Raw genomic sequence first — 18226 nt, forward strand, 5'->3', positions numbered from 1 at the left:
ATGCAGTGGAAGGTTGCGTTATTGACGGCTAGCGACAAGGGATCGCGCGGGGAGCGGGAGGATACGAGCGCTCAGGTTATTCGCGAGTTGGTGGAGGAGGAGCTTGGCGGCGTCATCGTCGATTATCGGATCGTACCGGACGAGCAGGATGAAATTATGGCGGCATTAATCGAGATGACGGAGTATTTCCAGGCGGATCTTGTTCTGACGACCGGAGGGACGGGCCTCGCTCCCCGTGATATTACGCCTGAGGCGACGCTTAAGGTGATCGATCGGGAGGTTCCGGGGCTCGCGGAAGCAATGCGAATAGGCGCGTTGCAGAAGACGAGAAGGGCGATGCTGTCCCGCGGCGTTTGCGGCATTCGCGGCAACTCCTTGATCATCAACTTGCCTGGAAGTCCCAAAGGCGTTCATGAGAGCTTGATGGCCGTTATGGACCAGCTGCCTCATGCGCTCGGCATTCTGTCGGGACAGCTTGGAGAGCATAGCGGATGACGGAACGAAGCATGGAGCAGACGGAGCTGGAGCAAAAAACGATTCGGCAAGGAACGTCGCTGCTGAGAGAAGTGTCCGTATATGATGCCGTGGGATTGCGATTGGCGCATGATCTGACGCAGATTATTCCCGGTCAATTCAAGGGAAGACTGTTCAAAAAAGGACATCTCATCTCCGAAGCCGACATTCCAAGTCTGCTCGATATCGGAAAAGAGCATATCTACATTCTCGAGCTTGGCGATGGCGAGCTGCACGAAGACGATGCCGCGCTAGCAATGGCTCTTGCGCTTGCCGACGAGCAGCTCGTGCTTACAGAACCCCACGAGGGCAAGGTAAGCTTGAAGTCTGAAATACTCGGACTGGCCGAGATAGACAAGGATATCGTGGACGCCGTAAACGCGCTGGGAGAGATCGCGCTTGCAACGGTCAAGCGGCATGCCGTGGTCCGTCCAGGCAATCCTGTCGCGGCTACTAGGGCGATTCCACTGGTCGTGCCCAAGGAGAAAGTGGCGGAAGTGGAGGAACTGGCCAGACAGTACCGCCTCAAGCATGACGGAGCGGCGCCGCTGCGCGTTAGGCCGCTCCGCAAGGCGAGAGCGGGGCTGCTGACGACGGGAAGCGAAGTGTACGAGGGACGAATAAAGGATAAATTCGGTCCCGCTGTTGCCGCCAAACTGGCGGAGTTAGGCTCCGAAGTGGCGGAGCAGCGTTTTGCCCCCGACAATAGTCAAGTAATTGTCAAGGAAATACACTTTATGCTGGCGCAAGGGTATGATATGATACTCGTGACAGGCGGCATGTCCGTTGATCCCGATGACCGGACGCCTGGCGCCATTCGTCAAGCGGGCGCAGATATCGTCAGCTACGGAACGCCTATGCTTCCGGGCTCTATGCTGCTCATGGGTTACATACAAGGAATTCCTATTCTCGGACTTCCAGGCTGCGTCATGCATGACCCTTACACCTCATTTGACGTGCTTCTCCCGCGAATTCTCGCAGGGGACACGATTACGAAGGCTGATATAGTGCCGCTGGGATATGGCGGCTTGCTGTCGCGTTAACATCGCAGGCCATTCTGCGGCAGAGGTTTGGCGGGCAGCTTAAGAAGCTGGTTTCTCGCACGGATGGGCAATACTCAAATGAAGGAGGTTTAATTATGAGCGGAATTGGTGCAGGAGGCATTATTTTATTGGTCCTGATCGCCTTGCTGTTATTCGGACCTAACAAGCTTCCCGAGCTCGGCCGCGCGTTCGGCAGGACGCTTCGCGAATTCAAGTCGGGAGCGCGCGAGATTATGGATGACAGCGATGCGAAGGACAAAAGCAGAGTGGAAGTAAGTACGGCACCCGATACGGAGAAAACGAACAAGCGGCTTCCGGAATAACCGGACCCGCTTTTTTCTTGAAATCGAAGAATGGTTTGCGGGAGCATGTCGAAAGGAGAGTCGAATTCACCGATGAAAGCCGGCGACAAGGTGAGGGAGAATAGCGACAAAGGTTTGCTTCGGGAAGATGGCCTGATGCCGTTGTTGGAGCATCTGGGCGAGTTCCGTAAACGCCTGATCTATATTTTAATCGTATTAACGCTGGGACTCGTGCTCGGTTTAGTTGCGGCACAGCCTTTGTATAATTATTTGATGAGTCTGGAACCGGCCAATACGATGACCTTACATACGTTTTCTCTATGGGATGGCATCGGCATGTACATGAAGATTGCTCTTGTCATAGCGTTAGTGATCACGCTTCCGTTTACCGCATATCAGCTATGGGCATTTGTAAAGCCGGCGCTGAGACCGATTGAGCAGAGATCCACGTTAAAATACGTGCCATTTGCGCTGATTATGTTTTTGGCTGGCCTCGCGTTCGCTTACTTTGTTGTGTTTCCGCTTGCGTTTAACTTCACGCGTACGGTTGCGGCACACTTGAATCTGGAGGAAACGTACGGGATCATTCAGTACTTTACGTTCATGTTCAGCATCCTGATCCCGATCTCGCTGCTGTTCGAGCTGCCGCTTGTCATTATGTTCCTGACGGCGATCAGGATCGTCAATCCTCTGCGATTGCGCAAGATGCGCAGACTTGCCTATTTTATTATGGCGATAATCGGCGTTACGATCACTCCGCCGGATTTCATATCCGACATCCTGGTCATTATTCCGCTCGTTCTGCTGTACGAGTTCAGCGTTTTTCTGTCAGGCATCGTGTTCCGCAAGCAGCGAGTGGCGGATGCCAAGTGGGAGGAAGAAGAGGATTCGGCTGCTGCTCAAACTTAATCGTACAAATAAGAAACCTGACGTGTGGATGCGTCAGGTTTTTGTTGCGCTTGGCGCAGTCAATTGAAACGAAGTATCTGGGTTCGACTCTGACGGGGCTATTTTTGAAAAATATGATGAACCATGTTTGCGAATTTCCCCCTTGCCAGTTTCTCAGGGGGGACTATTTTACCATCAAGAACAATGGCAGGCATCGATGTAATGCCGTATTCGCTAACCTTTGACTGCAAATCCACATCCGGATCCGTACAATTGGCGTCATATATGAGAATAGAACACTTCGGGCAAGCATATTCCTTCACAAGTTTGACGACATCGTCTCCAAACAAGTTGCTGTCTGTAAAAATTTCAATATTTTTACCCATGATCCGCTTCATCCCTTCATGATTTGTTTGAGAACGGGGCATTCCTGCTTTGGCAGCGGAATCAGATATGTCGGCAAGTCAGTGACTTGCTTTAATAACGATTTGAAATTTTCCAATTGAGCGATTTTTTCATCAATCTCTTTTAGCTTTGCAATGGCGAATTCGTACATATCCTCTGATGGATAGTAACTCTCTTGTTGGACAAAAGCTGATAGGTGTTTGATTTCGTTAAGGGTAAACCCCAAGTACTGCGCTTTCTTGATAAAATTCACTTCTTCAACAGCCGCTTCCGAAAATATTCGGTATCCCGCTTCATTTCTGGTGGGTTTCGATAGCAGTTCCCGTCTCTCGTAATATTTGATGGTCTCTACATTTACGTTAGAAGCTTTGGCCAACTGGCTTATGGTGAGACCATTCATAGCATCCACCTCCTCATAAATAATAATAAACCCGGTACTATGGTACCGGGTCAACAAAAAGTTTGAACAACTTGCCATTATAGACAGGACGTGAACTATACCGCAAATAACCATATTATCAGGCTTGACAAAACAATCGCTCCGGAGCATAATTTAAACAGTTGTTTTAAACGATTGTTTAAATCGAGATTGGAGTGGTAGAATAATGAAAACGGCGCTGCAAGCGTTCCTGAAGAGGCCGACGACCTGGGTCGGTATTATTACGGCATTTATGTTCCAGATTATATTCTCGGTCATATGGATGACGGGATACGACGGAGTAACGGATCGTGTCGACGGACTGACGATCGCGATTGTCAGCGAGGATGCCAGCGGGATGGGAGAGGCCATTGCGGGAAATCTGGCGGATCGATTGCCCTTCACTGTCGTGCGGCCTGAGTCGGTGGAAGCGGCGAAGAAGCAACTGCATGATCGCGAGCTGCAGATGGTCGTGCACATCCCTGCAGACTTCGCGGGACAGGCGGCTTCGCCTGACGGGCAAGCCAAGATCGGTTTCCTTATCAACGAATCCAATCCCGCGCTGATTAAGAGCATGATGAGCGGCGCCGCGGAGACGATTACCGCCGAGGTGAACCAACAAGCCGTCGCGATGGGCATCAAAGGTACGTTGACGGGCATGAACATGCCGGAGGAGCAAGCGGCAGCGGTATCCGGCGGATTGTCGGAGCGCGTCGTGTCGGATGTACAATCCGTCAATCCCGTACAAGGCATGAACAATCAAATGGTGCCGATGATGATGGTGCTTGCCTCGTACGTAGGCGCGATGATCATGGGGATGAATCTGGAGCAATCGTCGATGGCGATCGCATCGGCGACGGGCCGCTGGAGCCGATTCGGAGCGCGCAGCCTGATTAACGTGATTTCCGCTGCTGCCGTATCGTTGGTCGGAGCTTCGCTCCTCGCGGCGCTCGGAGGCCAGATCCAGGAAGGTTTCCTTCATCTGTGGGGCTTCCAGTTTATTTTCTTGCTCACGTTTATGTTCGTCTCCCAGATGTTTTTGTACGTGTTCGGCATGGCGGGCATGTTATTCAATATTATGCTGCTGTCGGTTCAGCTCGTATCCTCCGGAGCCATGGTGCCGCGAGAGCTGTTGTCCGACTTCTATACGGGACTTAGCAAGCTGTTGCCGGCAACGTACGCGGTGGACGGCAATATGAATATTTTGTTCGGCGGTCCGGGCGTAGGCGGCGACTTGGCTGCGCTGCTCGTGATTACGGCTTTTGCAATTGTGGGCAGCGCGGCAGCGGTGGTGTTCAAGACGAAGACAGCACGCCAGCCTCAGGCGGTTATCGCCGGTCGTCAGCAGTCATAACATTTAGGCAGGGAGCGATCGGGAGACATGTCAACGATAGACGAATTGGATGTGAAACGGCGAATTGTGACGGCAGCCAAAAGACTGTTCGCGAAGCATGGCTTCGAAGGCACGTCCATTCGACAAATCTGCGAAGAAGCGGGAGCTAACGTTGCTCTTGTCTCCTATCACTTCGGCGGCAAAGAAAGTTTGTTCGGCGCGTTGTTCGAGACGGAATTCCCGAATAACCGGGTCGCCTCGGTGAATCCGGATATGGATCCCGTGGCCGGCGTCAAGCTGGTGATCCGGGAGGTCACGGCCTTCAGGCAGTCGGATCCGCTCTTGATAACGATCATCCAGCAGGAAATAATAATGAACACGCCGCGTATCCAGAAGATCAGGGAGCACGTCATGCCGATGTGGGGACTGCTGCGCAAGTGGATCAAGGAAGGGCGCGAGCGCGGCCTGTTCGAATTCCACTCGGTGGATACGGTGTTTATGTCTGTTGTAGGTACGCTCCTCTTCCACCGCAATCAAGAGTATTGGTCGGTCATGCTGGAGGAAGGGCAGCCCGATCTGGAGACGATGACGCAGGAGTTGACCGAGTTTATTCTGCGGGGCCTGCATTACAAAGCTGAATAAGCAGTGAATTTGCCCGGGTGCTTATGCGACCCGGGTTTTGAATTTATAGCTGGAGAAAACTGTGAGAAGAAAGAGGATGCTTGCTTCACTCACGTACGCAAACTGATCTTCTGGCTGGCGGTGTGCAGCTTTTCTGCATATTCCTCTATGCGGTCTTCGACTCTGAGCGACGGACCTGATATGCTCATGGCGCCCAGCAAAGAACCGTCCCTCCTGAATACAGGAACCCCGACGCACTTAATGCCGAATTCATGCTCCATATTATCGATACTGTATCCTCTTTTGCGAGTATGCTCCAATTCGTTCAGCAAGGCATTGCGATCCGTTATTGTGTTAGGCGTATGGGCGCGCATGCTTTGCTCGCTTATCGCTTTTATTGCCTGATCGGGCGGTAAAAAAGCCAGAATTGCTTTGCCAAGGGAAGTGCAGTACATTTCGGCCGTCTCGCCTGCCATAGAACGCGCATTAAAGGATGTAGCCGGATATACGCCTTCCAAATACATAATGCGAGCTCCTTTGGGCACCGCAAAATAAATGACTTCATTGACCTCTACCGACAAGGCGCTCATAGGCGGTTGGATTGCGTTATGCAACCCCAGATTGGAGTTTATAATATACGACAGCTCCAAAATCTTGGTGCCGAGACGATATTTGCCGTTCTCCGTATTTCTTTCGATATAGCCAAACTGCTCATAAGTAGAAATAATGTTGTGCACATTGCTTTTGTACAAATCAAGCCGCTCGCTAATTTCTGAAATCCCCAATTCCGGTGTTGCAACTGAAAAGCAGGACAATATGTCCAATGCTTTTTTCAATGTTTTCACTTTTGCTTCCTCTGCCATCGCCAAACCCCTCTCTCCTGAATTCCTAATCTGCATTGTTGTTCCCTATTATAGAACAGTATACTATTTTTACGCAACATCATTCTACATAAATCTGGAATTCTGGATGATTTTCGCCTGGAAATATAATATATAAGTTGAATCCACTATTTACACAACAAAATTACTGTGCTAATATGACGTCATAAAGATAAATATAGAATAACGTTCTATATATTAGAACAAATGAGGAGTGGATAACATGCAGAGCATCAAGAGTGGCGTATGGCCAACCATGATTACTCCTTTTACGGCAAACAATACAATCGACTATACCGCCGTAGAAAAGATGATCGATTTCTATCAGAAACGAGGTGTTGCAGGCATATTTGCAGTGTGTCAATCCAGTGAGATGTTTCACTTGACTCTTGCGGAGAAAAAAAGCTTGGCAAAGTTTATTGTCGAGAATGCGCCGGACGGGATGCAGGTTATTGTATCCGGACATACGGCAGATAGTGTGGACGATCAGGTTCGTGAAGCGGAAGAAATCATGTGTACCGGTGCAGAAGCCTACGTCATTCTGCCAAACCGCTTTGCTGCGGAGGATGAAAGCGACGATATCTTAATCGAGAATATGACAGCGTTTACAGAAAGGTTGCCCAATGTCCCGCTAGGTATTTACGAATGCCCGTATCCTTACAAAAGATTGCTGTCCCCAAAAGTACTGCGTTCTTGTGTGCAACTCAATCGATTTTTGTTCATTAAAGACACTTGCTGCAGCATACAGCAAATTGCCGAGAAGTTGCAAATCATTAAGGACTCGGGCATTAAATTGTTTAACGCCAACAGCGCAACATTGCTGGAAAGCTTACAGCTTGGCGCAGACGGATACAGCGGGGTTATGGCTAACTTTCATCCGGAACTATACGCCTGGCTTTGCAATCATTTTCAATCCAGGCCGGAACAGGCTGAGCAGCTGCAGCAATTTCTCGGTACCAATTCGATGGCGGAGTACCAGTACTATCCGGTTAATGCCAAATACAGCTTGACACTGCAAGGTCTTCCGATGGAAATCGGCAGCCGGGTTCGGGACACCAATCTATTTACCGAATCGCAGCGCAAAGAAATCGCTCAGCTAACGGGACTTTCGTTAGTAGCCAGGGAAGCAATGGCGATAGAGGTTTAACACTATTCATTTTAAAGGGAGGCAAAAGTATGAAAAAAATACGTATTTATTCGATGTTCAAATTTGGCCTGATCACGATTTTGGTATTAAGCATGCTGGCAGCATGCAGCAAAGCAGAAACACCGGGCACTAACACTCCTGCTCAGAACCCGGGCACAAGCAGCACCGCGCCGGAACAAACGGATGGCACTGCCGATGGCGGCATGACCAATTTGGAAGGTTATCCGATTACGAAAGAACCGATTACCATGAAAGCCGTTGTCTCTTATAGCGCATTGCGCCCGGAAATGGACACAACGGAAGTTTGGAAGTATATTGCCGAGAAGACGAATATTAATGTTGAAGTTGAAGTATTAAAAGATTCTGAAAAAGTAGATTTAATGTTTGCCAGCAATGATTATCCCGATATTCTGTTCGCTGTCGGCATCAATGCAAATCAAATGACTTCCGCCGTTGAAGGCGATCAATTCGTTGAGATGAAACCGTTGATTGAACAATATGCTCCAACGTGGAACCGCTTTATGGAGGAGAACAAGCTTGTTTATAACGGTTCGTTGGCTTCCAATGGAAAGTTGTATGGCTTGCCTTTCATTGACTTCGCTCCATTTGTTCGCAACTTGCGCGACCAATGGATTATGATGGATTCCTGGTTAAACGAACTGCAAATACCAATACCTAAAACGACTGAAGAATTCAAAAACGCTCTAATTGCTATCAAAGAAAATGCCGGAAAAGGATCTATCCCAAGCGATGTTATTCCGTACTATTTCATGTTCGATCGCTATGTTGGCGGGCAATTCGATATTTATGGAAGCTTTGGCGTTTATATTACACACGGAGATTATCTGTATGTAGATAACGGTGTCGTTAAAGACCAGTCTACCAATCCGGCGATTAAAGAACCGCTCAAATATTTGCGCGAACTTTACAGTGCAGGGGTGATTCCGCCTGAAGTGTTTACAGACGATTTCAATACTTATGCAGCTAAAATCAGCTCCCTTCCGCCGGTTGTAGGCTCCTATCATTCTTACGAAAACAGACAGCCGGAGCTCGGAACGTCCATGGGCCCGCTCGACAGCGGGAACGGTCAGAAGCCGTTGATCAGAAGCCAAGCCTATGTAGCTGGACCGGCCAACGCCGCTATTATTACTAAAAACAATAAATACCCTGTTGCAACCGCTCGGTTGCTGGAAGCAATCGCTTCAGATATCGAACTGGGTATGACGATAAGCAGGGGCATTCAAGGAGTAACCTGGGATTTTGACAGTGAGGGAAAAGCCTATCAATTATTTTGGGAGGAATCCCCTGACAAAATGACGGAGCATAGCGGTCAGTTAGGTTTGCACAATTCCATTGTCGCCTTGAGAGACCAGGACTTCTACGAAAACAAATGGAAAGAGCTGACCTATGATGTGAAGAACAACAGAGCTTGGGCATACGAGAATGTCTATAAAGATGTAGTCATGCCCAATGACATGGTATTAGTAGAAGGTGCGCTTGATGCAGATGATGTCAGCATGATGAAGCAATACCAGGCTGATCTAACGAACTATCGTAAAGCGATGTTTGCCGATTTTATTACAGGCAAACAAGATATCGATGCACAATGGGATGCGTATGTGAAACAAATGAACAACTTAGGCTTGGAAAAGTTTGTGGGGTTAAAACAAAAAGGATACGATGTAATCGCGAAATAATGGAAGGGGCTATGAGCGGATGAAGTCATCGAGACTAAACAAAGGGAGTGGAAACCTTAAACCCTTAAGCTTTAGAATCTGGGAAAGCCGACAACTGTATATCTTTCTTCTTCCAGCCATTGTGCTAGTTATTATTTTTAACTATTTGCCAATGTATGGCGTCACGATTGCTTTCAAAGATTTTAAGCCGCATTTGGGCATTATAGACAGTCCATGGGTAGGTCTCAAATATTTCGACCGCTTCTTCTCAATGCCTATGTTTACCGTCATTCTGAAAAACACATTAATACTAAGCTTCTATATGCTGCTTGCCGGCTTCCCGCTGCCTATTCTGCTGGCGCTAATGCTTAATAGCGCAAGCAATCAGAAGCTGAAGAAGCTGGTTCAGACCATTACTTATGCACCCCATTTTATCTCTATCGTTGTTATTATCGGGATGGTCAATATTTTCTTTTCTCCTTCGATGGGAATCGTCAAAAACCTGTTGAATTCCATAGGCTTGCTGGAAGGAAATCTTGGCGTATTGATAGACGCTGCCGCTTTTCCGCATTTGTATGTGTGGAGCGGCGTCTGGCAAGGTCTTGGCTGGAGCAGCATCATTTACCTCAGCGCTTTGTCCGCGGTAGACCAGTCCATGCACGAAGCGGCCATTATAGACGGAGCCAGTAAATTTCAACGTGTTTTAAAAATCGATCTGCCGTCTATATTGCCCACAATTGTTATTTTGTTAATTTTAGAATCCGGATCAATCATGAATGTAGGTTTTGAGAAAGTATTCCTTATGCAGAACTCGTTCAATGTAAGTACAAGCGAAGTTATTAATACCTACGTGTACAAGATAGGGATCAGAGAAGGACAGTACAGTCTGTCTGCCGCTATAGGCTTGTTCAATTCCGGCATTAATTTCATTATGATTCTTTTGGTCAACCAGATCAGTAAACGCTTGGGCCAGGAATCGCTATGGTAGAGGAGGGAAAGCGCGATGTCAAAACCCATTTCACAAACCAGGCAGGACAAAATATACGATATTTTTAATTACACCATTTTAATTCTACTGCTTCTAATCGTAGCTTATCCACTCTACTTTGTGGTTATCGCTTCATTTAGCGATCCGAAGCTGGTTGCTACCGGGAAAGTGCTGTTTTGGCCGAAAAGCTTTGATTTCAAAGGTTATTTGGAAGTGTTAAACTACACTCCAATCTGGGTTGGGTACCGTAATACGTTGTTTTATACCCTCTTTTTTACGTTTCTCTCGGTTGCGACAAGTCTGCTTGCAGGATATTCATTGTCCCGCAAAGCTTTCCCGGGCAAAGTGATTATTACAGCGTTTTTGTTGTTTACCATGTTTTTTAATGGAGGACTTATTCCAACTTACTTGCTTGTAAAAGAAATCGGTCTATACGGCAATCCGCTCATTATCATTTTGCTGGGAGCAGTCAATATTACAAACATCATTATTAGCAGAACCTTTATGAGATCTACTCTACCTGATGAACTGTTTGAAGCGGCGAGTATCGATGGTTGCAGTCATTTCTCCTTTTTCTTTCGAATTGTTTTGCCCGTCTCCAAAGCTCTCATTGCCGTGCTTGTGCTCTTTGCAGCGGTAAGCCAGTGGAATTCATGGTTCAATGCCATGATCTACTTGCGAGATCCCGGCTATATGCCGTTGCAAATGGCCTTGCGCGATTTGATTGTCAATCAGTCAGCCATGAGTATGGCATCCGAGAACGCCGATATGGGCGGCGATGCAGTGGCGCAAATTTATTTAGTGGAAGCGATGCGGTATGCGGTCATTATCGTGTCCACCTTGCCGATTATGTGCGTCTACCCGTTTGTTCAGAAATACTTTGTGAAAGGCGTTATGATTGGATCGGTTAAAGGATAATGCAATCACGAGATCGTAAACACTATTACATTTCAGGAGTGAGCAACATGTTAGGATACGCCGGTTGGAGTTATAGGCCATACAGCCCTTACGATCAATATCACAAACGCAGCTTGCCTTATATATGCCGTTTGGCACCGGACGTTGCTTCGATCGAGTTTGAGTGGATGGATGCGGGAGACAATGGCGCGCATCTGCTCTATTACCGCAAATACCGGACCAATGATCCGTATGCGGTCATTGCGCTGGATTCATCGGTTGGCATGATTACGGGCCTGGAACCGGAATGCGACTATGAGATGTACGTAGTGCGGGCAAGCGGGACGGGCTTGAGCGATATCCGTCTGGCGCGGACGGGTCCGCCGGTCGGCACGGTCGTCAACTATCTGCATCCCGAGGACGAAACCTACGCCTTCTCCGGCAGGAGCTTGTGCAGCCCTTCGATTGTTAAGCTGCCATCGGGCGCCCTGCTGGCATCGATGGATGTTTATTCGAGCAAAGCGCCGCAAAACCTGACGCTGCTCTTTCGCTCGGATGATGACGGCGCGCATTGGCGTTATGTGTGCGAACTGCTTCCCTGCTTCTGGGGCAAGCTGTTCTGCCATCGCGGCGTCCTGTATATGCTGGCCAACTCCACGGAATACGGCGATTTGCTGATTGGCCGTTCCACGGACGAGGGGCAGACTTGGGGGGCGCCGGTTACGATTATGAAAGGCGCGGGAAGCTGGAGCGGCCGCGGGCCGCATAAGGCGCCAATGCCGGTTATCGAATATGAGAATAGACTGTATACCGCTGTCGATTATGGTTCCTGGTCGACTGGCGGACATAGCAGCGGGCTGATCTCCATTGATGCCGACGCTGATCTGCTTGTTGCCGAGAACTGGTCCTGTACAGGCTTTTTGCCTTATGACCATTCTTGGCCCGGAGCGATGCCGGAAGGACAATCCAAAGGAGCTTTGGAAGGGAACGCAGTCGTCGGTCCGGATGGGGAAATTTACAACGTGCTGCGTTATCAAATGGACGGATACGGAAAAGCGCTTGTTTTAAAAGGAAATAAAAATCAACCCGAAGAGCCGTTGCAATTCCATAGCTTTGCCAACTTTAACGGCGGCAGCAATTCGAAATTCGACCTTCTTTATGACGAAGGTTCTCAGGCCTATTGGGCAATTGTCAGCGAAATTGTCAATGCTGAGACGCCGCGACAGCGTAATGTGTTATCGCTTGCCTTATCGCATGATATGCAAAATTTCCAAATCGTAAAAAGACTACATGATTTCCGTCATGAAGATCCGGCAGATGTCGGTTTGCAGTATGTCAGCTTCTTGATCGATGGCGACGATATTATCTTTTTGTGCCGCACCGCCATCAATCAAGCAAAAAACATGCATGACTCCAACTATACCACTTTCCACCGCATCAAGCAGTTCAGACAATACCTGGAATGTAAAGTTTGAGACGAAGCGGCAGTATGACTTGCATTCGATAAAACGTTGTTGGAGGGATGTGAAGCATATGTATAAATCCACCTATTTTTTAACCGGATTTATTGTCATGGCGCTGATGATCATCAGTCAACCCGTGTCGGCCGAAACGGATTTGAGATACGCCAATCCGTCTATCGCGGACAATCTCGAAGATATGTATGGCAATATGTTCGTCGATTGGGATGATGATGGAGAGCTCGATATGATATCTATGCATTTCTATCATAATACGTACTCTTTATACAAAAATACCGGCACGGATCCCAATGGCTACCCTTATTATGAAATACAAAACGACGATCTGACATTTCTGAAAAATCTGGTCGATATTGATGCTGTGACCAGACCGGACGGCCTGTTTGACATTATCGCCAGAATGAACGACGAGCTTCGCATTTACCGCAATTCGGGAACGGCGGGAAATCCGGTCTTTGCAAATTATGATGTGATAGGTACGTTAAGCGTACCGATAGGAGAAGCTCTCAGTTATTTCACATACAGCGATCTGGATGGGGACGGCACGAAGGATGCTGTTGCGGTGGCTGTCTTCGGCAGCAGTCCGCTACCTGGAGAAGGGGAGCTTCTGATTCCCCCTTATCATGAAAATATGGGACTTGGCCTGGGCTATGACAATCAGGGAAATTGGCTTGGCAAGGAGTTGTCCACGCATCTGTATGTATTCTTGAATAGCGGAACGGATACGAATCCTGTTTTTGATAGCGGAAATATCCTTTTGCTAACCGACAATTCGGAAATTACGCATCGTACGACTACGGCTATCGCTGTCAGCGACGTGGACGGCGATGGCAAACCGGACCTGGTTGTTGCGCATGACAATGATCGTTTGCACTTCTATCAACAGGCTGGTCTGTCATCCGGCATCCCTTATTTTCAAGCCGGAACCAACTTGATAGAGGCTAACCATTATAATGGCCATATTGAACATGCGCATCGCGCCATTCATCTTCGTTGGACTGATATCGATAACGATGGCAAGCTTGAATTGTTGCTATCTTCCACGGGAAGCGGCAGATTAGTCATATGCGAGTTGAACGGCGGCAATAAAATCGAAAGCGAATATTCCGTGTTAACCCGGAATGCCAGGCTGTCTACGGACTCGCTGCCTGTCCCTGATTTCGGCGATTTGAACGGGGATGGCAAGCTGGATTTGATAAGCGGGGATTCAAGCGGATACATCAATTATTTCGAAAACATTGGCACGGCGGAGAATCCGGGTTTTGCGGCCAAGGTTTTGCTGGAAGCGGGCGGGCAGAGGATACAGCATATCGCTGGACCCAGCGGATCGGTACAAGGTTATAAGGAGTGGCGTTGGGGCTATACACAGCCGATGCTGTTCGACTGGGACCTGGATGGCGATCTGGATATCGTCACCTCGGACATAAGCGGCTATCATACGCTCTATCTCAATATTGGCACGCCAACGAACTATTCATTCGCTGCAGGCGTGCGACTGTTATACAATGGCAGCGAGTTGCGAACGCATACCCGTTCTAAGCCAGCAGCCATTCAAGTTGATGGAGTCAATTATTATTTTGCGCTGGATGAGTATGGATACCTGGCAAGATACGAACAGGACTCCGCTTCAGGCACGAATAGGCTCAAAAATAAAACGTGGTTGCGTTACGACGACAGTCCTCATATGCCGATTCGTATGGATGGCGATGCAGGCAATGAGGGGAGGGTCAAACTGGAACCCGTCGACTGGAATCAGGATGGAGTTTTCGATCTGTTGGCAACCGGAACGGGCAAGTTTCCTTTAAGCTGGTACCAGGATGGCTATAACAAAAATGCGCATATCACACTTTTCGTCAATACCGGCACCAATGCGAATCCCCAGTTTTCCAGCACGTTGTATGTTGTCACGCATGATGATGAGCTGGTTCATCCTACCGGCAATCATACCGCCGCATCCACAATGGGGGACATAAACAACGATGGCGTGCTGGACCTGCTAATGGCCGAAGAGACCGGTTCTTTTGTGTTATATGCGCAAAGCGAGCTTGACGTGAGGCCGTTATTTCCCGGAATGGAACAAATTTTGTTTGATAATGAGCTTACCTTGCGTTGGGAGCTGATTCGGGGAAATAACCCTTCGCTTTTTGACCAAATTTCGGGCGGAATCCATCCGTCGATGTATGAGGTTACGTCAAATCTGCAATTACCGACAAGTGGCGTTCGGGGCGCAGCCATAAGCTGGGGTTCCTCCGATCAAACGTTGATTACTTCCGGCGGCGTGGTTAGTGCATCGCGAAGCGGATTTGTAATCTTGACTGCCACAATCAGTTATGGCGGCGGCACGGTTCAAGTCAAATTTCCGTGTTATGTTAATAATAGAGGCGACAAATGGAGATCGGTATGGAAAATGGATGACAGCGGAAATACGGTAGCCGATATAAGCGGGTTCGCGCATGGAATCAATTACGGAGCCGAAAGCGGTTTAGTCGGTGCTGTCAATACTGCATATGAATTTAAAGAAAGCGAACATGATTATATTGATTTAGGTTCGACCATTCAGCCCGGACTTACAAATGATCTGACTATCGCTGCCTGGATCAATCCGGAAACGTTTCGCGGCAGCTTTGAGGCGATGAGTCGGAATGGCATTATGGGCGACTCGGACGGCATTCTCACGTTTGCTTTACAGAATGAAGGCAGACTTGCTTTTTCGTGGGAGTACGCCAGACAACACGCCGGAAAAACGCCTCTTGCCTACTGGCCGCTGGATGAGACGACCGGTACCACGGCCGGCGACATGATTGGGAATAATCATTGCGCTAATCATGGTGCAACGATTGATCAAGATGGATGGAGCAATCGTGCTTATGACTTCGAGGAAAGTGCGAAAAATTATTTGAATTGCGGCTCAGGCCTATCGATAAACGGCAGCACCGCAACGATCGCCGCCTGGATTAAACCGGAATCTTTTCGAACAGGCACGGGCGCAAACAGCCGGAATGTTATTTTTACGGATAGCAACAATAGTATCATATTCACGCTTCAAGATTCGGGCAAGCTTACATTGTTGCTCTACAACGGAATCAACTATAAGACGTTTCAAAGCACGTTAGCCGTGCCGCTTAATGAATGGTCGCATGTAGCGGCCTCCATGGACGGTACCCGGGCAACTCTCTATGTAAATGGCGTGTCGGTTGCAAGCGCAGCTTGGGCGCGGGATTTTGCCGGGCTTGGCGATATCAGCATTGGCGGTGCCAAGGCGAACCGTAATTTCGATGGTTTAATCGATGATATACGTTTGTACGGTCGCGGAATAAACGGCGTAGAAGTCAATAATCTTGTTTTGTATGGAATTGAAGGCGACAGTATATCGAGTATTGAGGTTGATGCGGCAGATGCCGTGTCTTTAGGAGAATGGACGCATGTGGCGGTTACCAAACAGGACGGCACGACAAAACTGTTTATCAATGGTGTGGTCAAAAAAGTCAGGACGGATGATTTCGAGTCTGCCTTCCGCCGATTGGGCAACTTGAATATTGGCAGGGTGAATGGCAACAAGGCACGCGGTTTTGACGGTCTTATCGATGAGACGGCCATATACAACTATGCGTTAAGCGACAATGAGATTGCTTTGATGGCCAATAAAGGGCTTATGGCGCATTGGACTTTGGATGAAGCATCCGGTTCGATCGTTGCCGATGCCATGCAGAGCTACCCGGGGACCAACAACGGAGCCGCCCTTCAAGTCCCGGGCAAGGTAGGGACGGCCTATGACTTTGAGGAAAGTGAAGGCGATTACGTCAACTTCGGAGACGGTCTGCAATTGTCAGCCGGCAATACGGCGACTGTTGCTGCATGGATCAAGCCGGAATCCTTCCGTTCCGGTTCGGGGTCATCCAGCCGCAACGGCATATTAGGCGATTCAACTGCAGATTTCAGCTTTATGCTGCAGGATCAAGGACGTCTGGTGTTTCAATGGGACAGTGGCTCGGCTGCCTATCAGACATTGCAAGCGGATGCCGGGCACTCTCTGTCGACAGGGGAGTGGGCGCATGTAGCGGTTACCCGTGACGGAGCCAGCATGCGGCTGTATATCAATGGGGAATTGGTCAAGCAAACCAGTAACGGCTGGGCGGCGAATTTCGTCGCCTTTGGCGACATGATCCTTGGAAGACAGCTCAATTTGGCCGCACGGGGTTTTGACGGTCTAATCGATGATGTCAGGGTGTACAATCGTCCGCTAAGCGACAATGAGATTGCCTTATTGGCTGCAGGAACCTAATAAGATTTGCGGATTTTGATTTGGGCTGATAGGCAGAAGGGAATGTTGATACATGCCGCTTGTGGACATGCCGCTTGAGAAGTTGAAGGAGTACCAGGGGAAAAACCCGCGCCCTGAAGATTTTGACGAGTATTGGGAGCGAGCCCTCGCAGAGATGAAAGCGGTTGATGCGCAAATGGAGTTGGTGCCGAGTTCGTTCCAGACGCCGCAGGCCGACTGCTTTGATCTTTATTTTACAGGAGTGCGCGGGGCCAGAATACATGCCAAATACATTCGTCCGAAAAAGGTGCAAGAGCCTCATCCGGCGATTGTGCAGTTCCACGGTTATTCGAGTCATGCGGGTGATTGGCTCGGCAAGCTTGCGTACGCTTCGCTCGGCTTTTCCGTCTTATCGATGGATTGCCGCGGGCAAGGCGGCTCCTCCGAGGATACGGGCGGCGTAAAGGGAACTACGCATCGCGGACATATCGTTCGCGGTCTCGACGACGAGCCGGACAATTTGTTGTTCCGCCATATCTTCCTCGATGCGGCGCAATTGGCGGGCATTGCCATGGAACTGCCCGAGGTTGATCCGGAGCAGGTATACGCAATCGGCGGTTCGCAAGGAGGCGCGCTTACGATTGCATGCGCGGCGCTGGAGCCGCGCGTGAAAAAACTTGCGCCGGTGTACCCGTTCCTCTGCGATTACAAGCGGGTATGGGAGATGGATTTGGCGCAGGGCTCCTACGAGGAACTGCGAACCTTCTTCCGGCATTTCGACCCGCTGCACGAGCGCGAAGATGAAATTTTCGAGAAGCTGGGTTACATTGATCTGCAACATCTGGCGAACCGGATACGCGGCGAGGTGTTGATGTTTGTCGGGCTTATGGACAGGACCTGCCCGCCGTCTACCCAGTTCGCGGCCTACAACAAGATAACGACGCCGAAGCAGGTGGTCGTCTATCCCGATTTCGGCCATGAGAACTTGCCGGGCGCGTCAGATCGCACGATTCAATTTTTGCTGCAATAGGCTTGGCAGCGTACTGACGATGCGCGGGAATTGACCGAGTTCATTTTGCGGGGCCTGCATTATCAAGCTGAATAAGCAGTGAATTTGCCCGGGCGCGTATGCGACCCGGGTTTTGAATTTATGGTGGTAATTTATTACGAATTAGATGTATTTGTTTATTGTTTTCATGAAAATAGTGGGCGGCGTCGCGGACACACCCTATAAAATCTTGCAGTTTATACTTTGAAAAGTACATGTCCCCCGGGCAGTTTAGTGTGATAAATTAGGTTGCGATAAGGAACCTTAGGTCACCGGGCCGATTAATCACGGTATTGGCGGGGAGAGAGAGGGGATGTCGAAACA

Annotated in this window: 16 protein-coding genes; 13 read left to right on the plus strand and 3 right to left on the minus strand. The window is 49.1% G+C overall.

Annotated elements, in window-relative coordinates:
* The 4 genes from KJW29_RS34175 to tatC all read left to right on the plus strand — a co-directional run bounded on the left by KJW29_RS34175 (position 1) and on the right by tatC (position 2767).
* Positions 1 to 495: a MogA/MoaB family molybdenum cofactor biosynthesis protein gene (locus KJW29_RS34175; RefSeq protein WP_087571141.1), complete on the plus strand. Its 495-nt coding sequence runs from the start codon at positions 1 to 3 to the stop codon at positions 493 to 495.
* An 11-nt stretch (positions 496 to 506) separates the two neighbouring features.
* On the plus strand, positions 507 to 1556 hold the full coding sequence (locus KJW29_RS34180; protein ID WP_246608937.1) for a molybdopterin-binding protein: 1050 nt from the start codon (positions 507 to 509) through the stop codon (positions 1554 to 1556).
* Positions 1557 to 1651: 95 nt separating this feature from the next.
* Positions 1652 to 1879: a twin-arginine translocase TatA/TatE family subunit gene (gene tatA / locus KJW29_RS34185; RefSeq protein WP_108992821.1), complete on the plus strand. Its 228-nt coding sequence runs from the start codon at positions 1652 to 1654 to the stop codon at positions 1877 to 1879.
* 72 nt (positions 1880 to 1951) lie between these two features.
* Positions 1952 to 2767 carry a twin-arginine translocase subunit TatC gene (gene tatC, locus KJW29_RS34190; RefSeq protein WP_214627975.1) on the plus strand — a complete coding sequence of 272 codons (816 nt, stop codon included), beginning with the start codon at positions 1952 to 1954 and terminating at the stop codon, positions 2765 to 2767.
* Positions 2768 to 2865: 98 nt separating this feature from the next.
* On the opposite strand, the gene KJW29_RS34195 is transcribed toward tatC, so the two are convergent.
* Together KJW29_RS34195 and KJW29_RS34200 are read right to left on the minus strand one after the other, a co-directional pair.
* Complete coding sequence (locus tag KJW29_RS34195) at positions 2866 to 3132, minus strand: thioredoxin domain-containing protein (protein ID WP_214627976.1); 267 nt, start codon at positions 3130 to 3132, stop codon at positions 2866 to 2868.
* A gap of 8 nt (positions 3133 to 3140) precedes the next feature.
* A complete protein-coding gene (locus tag KJW29_RS34200) occupies positions 3141 to 3551 on the minus strand; it encodes a MerR family transcriptional regulator (RefSeq protein ID WP_214627977.1) in 411 nt (136 codons plus the stop codon).
* A 205-nt stretch (positions 3552 to 3756) separates the two neighbouring features.
* Here KJW29_RS34200 and KJW29_RS34205 point away from each other — a divergent pair, with 205 nt between their 5' ends.
* Together KJW29_RS34205 and KJW29_RS34210 are read left to right on the plus strand one after the other, a co-directional pair.
* Positions 3757 to 4923, plus strand: a complete 1167-nt coding sequence (locus KJW29_RS34205; RefSeq protein WP_214627978.1) for a YhgE/Pip domain-containing protein — start codon at positions 3757 to 3759, stop codon at positions 4921 to 4923.
* Between the two features lie 27 nt (positions 4924 to 4950).
* Positions 4951 to 5544, plus strand: coding sequence for a TetR/AcrR family transcriptional regulator (locus KJW29_RS34210; RefSeq protein WP_214627979.1), 594 nt, complete (start codon positions 4951 to 4953; stop codon positions 5542 to 5544).
* 89 nt (positions 5545 to 5633) lie between these two features.
* Here the strand turns inward: KJW29_RS34210 and KJW29_RS34215 are convergent, their stop codons facing one another.
* Entirely contained in the window at positions 5634 to 6386 is a 753-nt protein-coding gene (locus KJW29_RS34215) for an IclR family transcriptional regulator (RefSeq protein ID WP_108992732.1), read from the minus strand.
* 241 nt (positions 6387 to 6627) lie between these two features.
* Here KJW29_RS34215 and KJW29_RS34220 point away from each other — a divergent pair, with 241 nt between their 5' ends.
* Genes KJW29_RS34220 through KJW29_RS34250 form a run of 7 tightly spaced genes read left to right on the plus strand, consistent with a single transcriptional unit; the run spans position 6628 to position 17884 of the window.
* On the plus strand, positions 6628 to 7551 hold the full coding sequence (locus KJW29_RS34220; RefSeq protein WP_214627980.1) for a dihydrodipicolinate synthase family protein: 924 nt from the start codon (positions 6628 to 6630) through the stop codon (positions 7549 to 7551).
* Positions 7552 to 7580: 29 nt separating this feature from the next.
* Positions 7581 to 9248, plus strand: a complete 1668-nt coding sequence (locus tag KJW29_RS34225; RefSeq protein WP_214627981.1) for a type 2 periplasmic-binding domain-containing protein — start codon at positions 7581 to 7583, stop codon at positions 9246 to 9248.
* A 19-nt stretch (positions 9249 to 9267) separates the two neighbouring features.
* The gene (locus KJW29_RS34230; protein ID WP_214627982.1) at positions 9268 to 10215 is read left to right on the plus strand and encodes an ABC transporter permease; all 948 of its coding nucleotides are present in this window, start codon (positions 9268 to 9270) and stop codon (positions 10213 to 10215) included.
* Positions 10216 to 10230: 15 nt separating this feature from the next.
* Entirely contained in the window at positions 10231 to 11133 is a 903-nt protein-coding gene (locus KJW29_RS34235) for a carbohydrate ABC transporter permease (RefSeq protein ID WP_108992728.1), read from the plus strand.
* A gap of 47 nt (positions 11134 to 11180) precedes the next feature.
* A complete protein-coding gene (locus tag KJW29_RS34240) occupies positions 11181 to 12587 on the plus strand; it encodes a sialidase family protein (RefSeq protein WP_214627983.1) in 1407 nt (468 codons plus the stop codon).
* Between the two features lie 58 nt (positions 12588 to 12645).
* On the plus strand, positions 12646 to 16875 hold the full coding sequence (locus KJW29_RS34245; RefSeq protein WP_214627984.1) for a LamG-like jellyroll fold domain-containing protein: 4230 nt from the start codon (positions 12646 to 12648) through the stop codon (positions 16873 to 16875).
* A 52-nt stretch (positions 16876 to 16927) separates the two neighbouring features.
* Positions 16928 to 17884, plus strand: a complete 957-nt coding sequence (locus tag KJW29_RS34250) for an alpha/beta fold hydrolase (RefSeq protein ID WP_214627985.1) — start codon at positions 16928 to 16930, stop codon at positions 17882 to 17884.
* Positions 17885 to 18226: the final 342 nt, after the last annotated feature.

The organism is Paenibacillus agaridevorans (assembly GCF_018604145.1).
Lineage (GTDB): Bacteria > Bacillota > Bacilli > Paenibacillales > Paenibacillaceae > Pristimantibacillus > Pristimantibacillus agaridevorans.

Coding starts and splice junctions, on each gene's coding strand:
- KJW29_RS34240 (WP_214627983.1), top strand. CDS start 11,181: ATGTTAGGATACGCCGGTTGGAGTTATAGGCCATACAGCCCTTACGAT.
- KJW29_RS34250 (WP_214627985.1), top strand. CDS start 16,928: ATGCCGCTTGTGGACATGCCGCTTGAGAAGTTGAAGGAGTACCAGGGG.
- KJW29_RS34180 (WP_246608937.1), top strand. CDS start 507: ATGGAGCAGACGGAGCTGGAGCAAAAAACGATTCGGCAAGGAACGTCG.
- KJW29_RS34225 (WP_214627981.1), top strand. CDS start 7,581: ATGAAAAAAATACGTATTTATTCGATGTTCAAATTTGGCCTGATCACG.
- KJW29_RS34195 (WP_214627976.1), bottom strand. CDS start 3,132: ATGGGTAAAAATATTGAAATTTTTACAGACAGCAACTTGTTTGGAGAC.
- tatA (WP_108992821.1), top strand. CDS start 1,652: ATGAGCGGAATTGGTGCAGGAGGCATTATTTTATTGGTCCTGATCGCC.
- KJW29_RS34210 (WP_214627979.1), top strand. CDS start 4,951: ATGTCAACGATAGACGAATTGGATGTGAAACGGCGAATTGTGACGGCA.
- KJW29_RS34205 (WP_214627978.1), top strand. CDS start 3,757: ATGAAAACGGCGCTGCAAGCGTTCCTGAAGAGGCCGACGACCTGGGTC.
- tatC (WP_214627975.1), top strand. CDS start 1,952: ATGAAAGCCGGCGACAAGGTGAGGGAGAATAGCGACAAAGGTTTGCTT.
- KJW29_RS34215 (WP_108992732.1), bottom strand. CDS start 6,386: ATGGCAGAGGAAGCAAAAGTGAAAACATTGAAAAAAGCATTGGACATA.
- KJW29_RS34220 (WP_214627980.1), top strand. CDS start 6,628: ATGCAGAGCATCAAGAGTGGCGTATGGCCAACCATGATTACTCCTTTT.
- KJW29_RS34200 (WP_214627977.1), bottom strand. CDS start 3,551: ATGAATGGTCTCACCATAAGCCAGTTGGCCAAAGCTTCTAACGTAAAT.
- KJW29_RS34230 (WP_214627982.1), top strand. CDS start 9,268: ATGAAGTCATCGAGACTAAACAAAGGGAGTGGAAACCTTAAACCCTTA.
- KJW29_RS34175 (WP_087571141.1), top strand. CDS start 1: ATGCAGTGGAAGGTTGCGTTATTGACGGCTAGCGACAAGGGATCGCGC.
- KJW29_RS34235 (WP_108992728.1), top strand. CDS start 10,231: ATGTCAAAACCCATTTCACAAACCAGGCAGGACAAAATATACGATATT.
- KJW29_RS34245 (WP_214627984.1), top strand. CDS start 12,646: ATGTATAAATCCACCTATTTTTTAACCGGATTTATTGTCATGGCGCTG.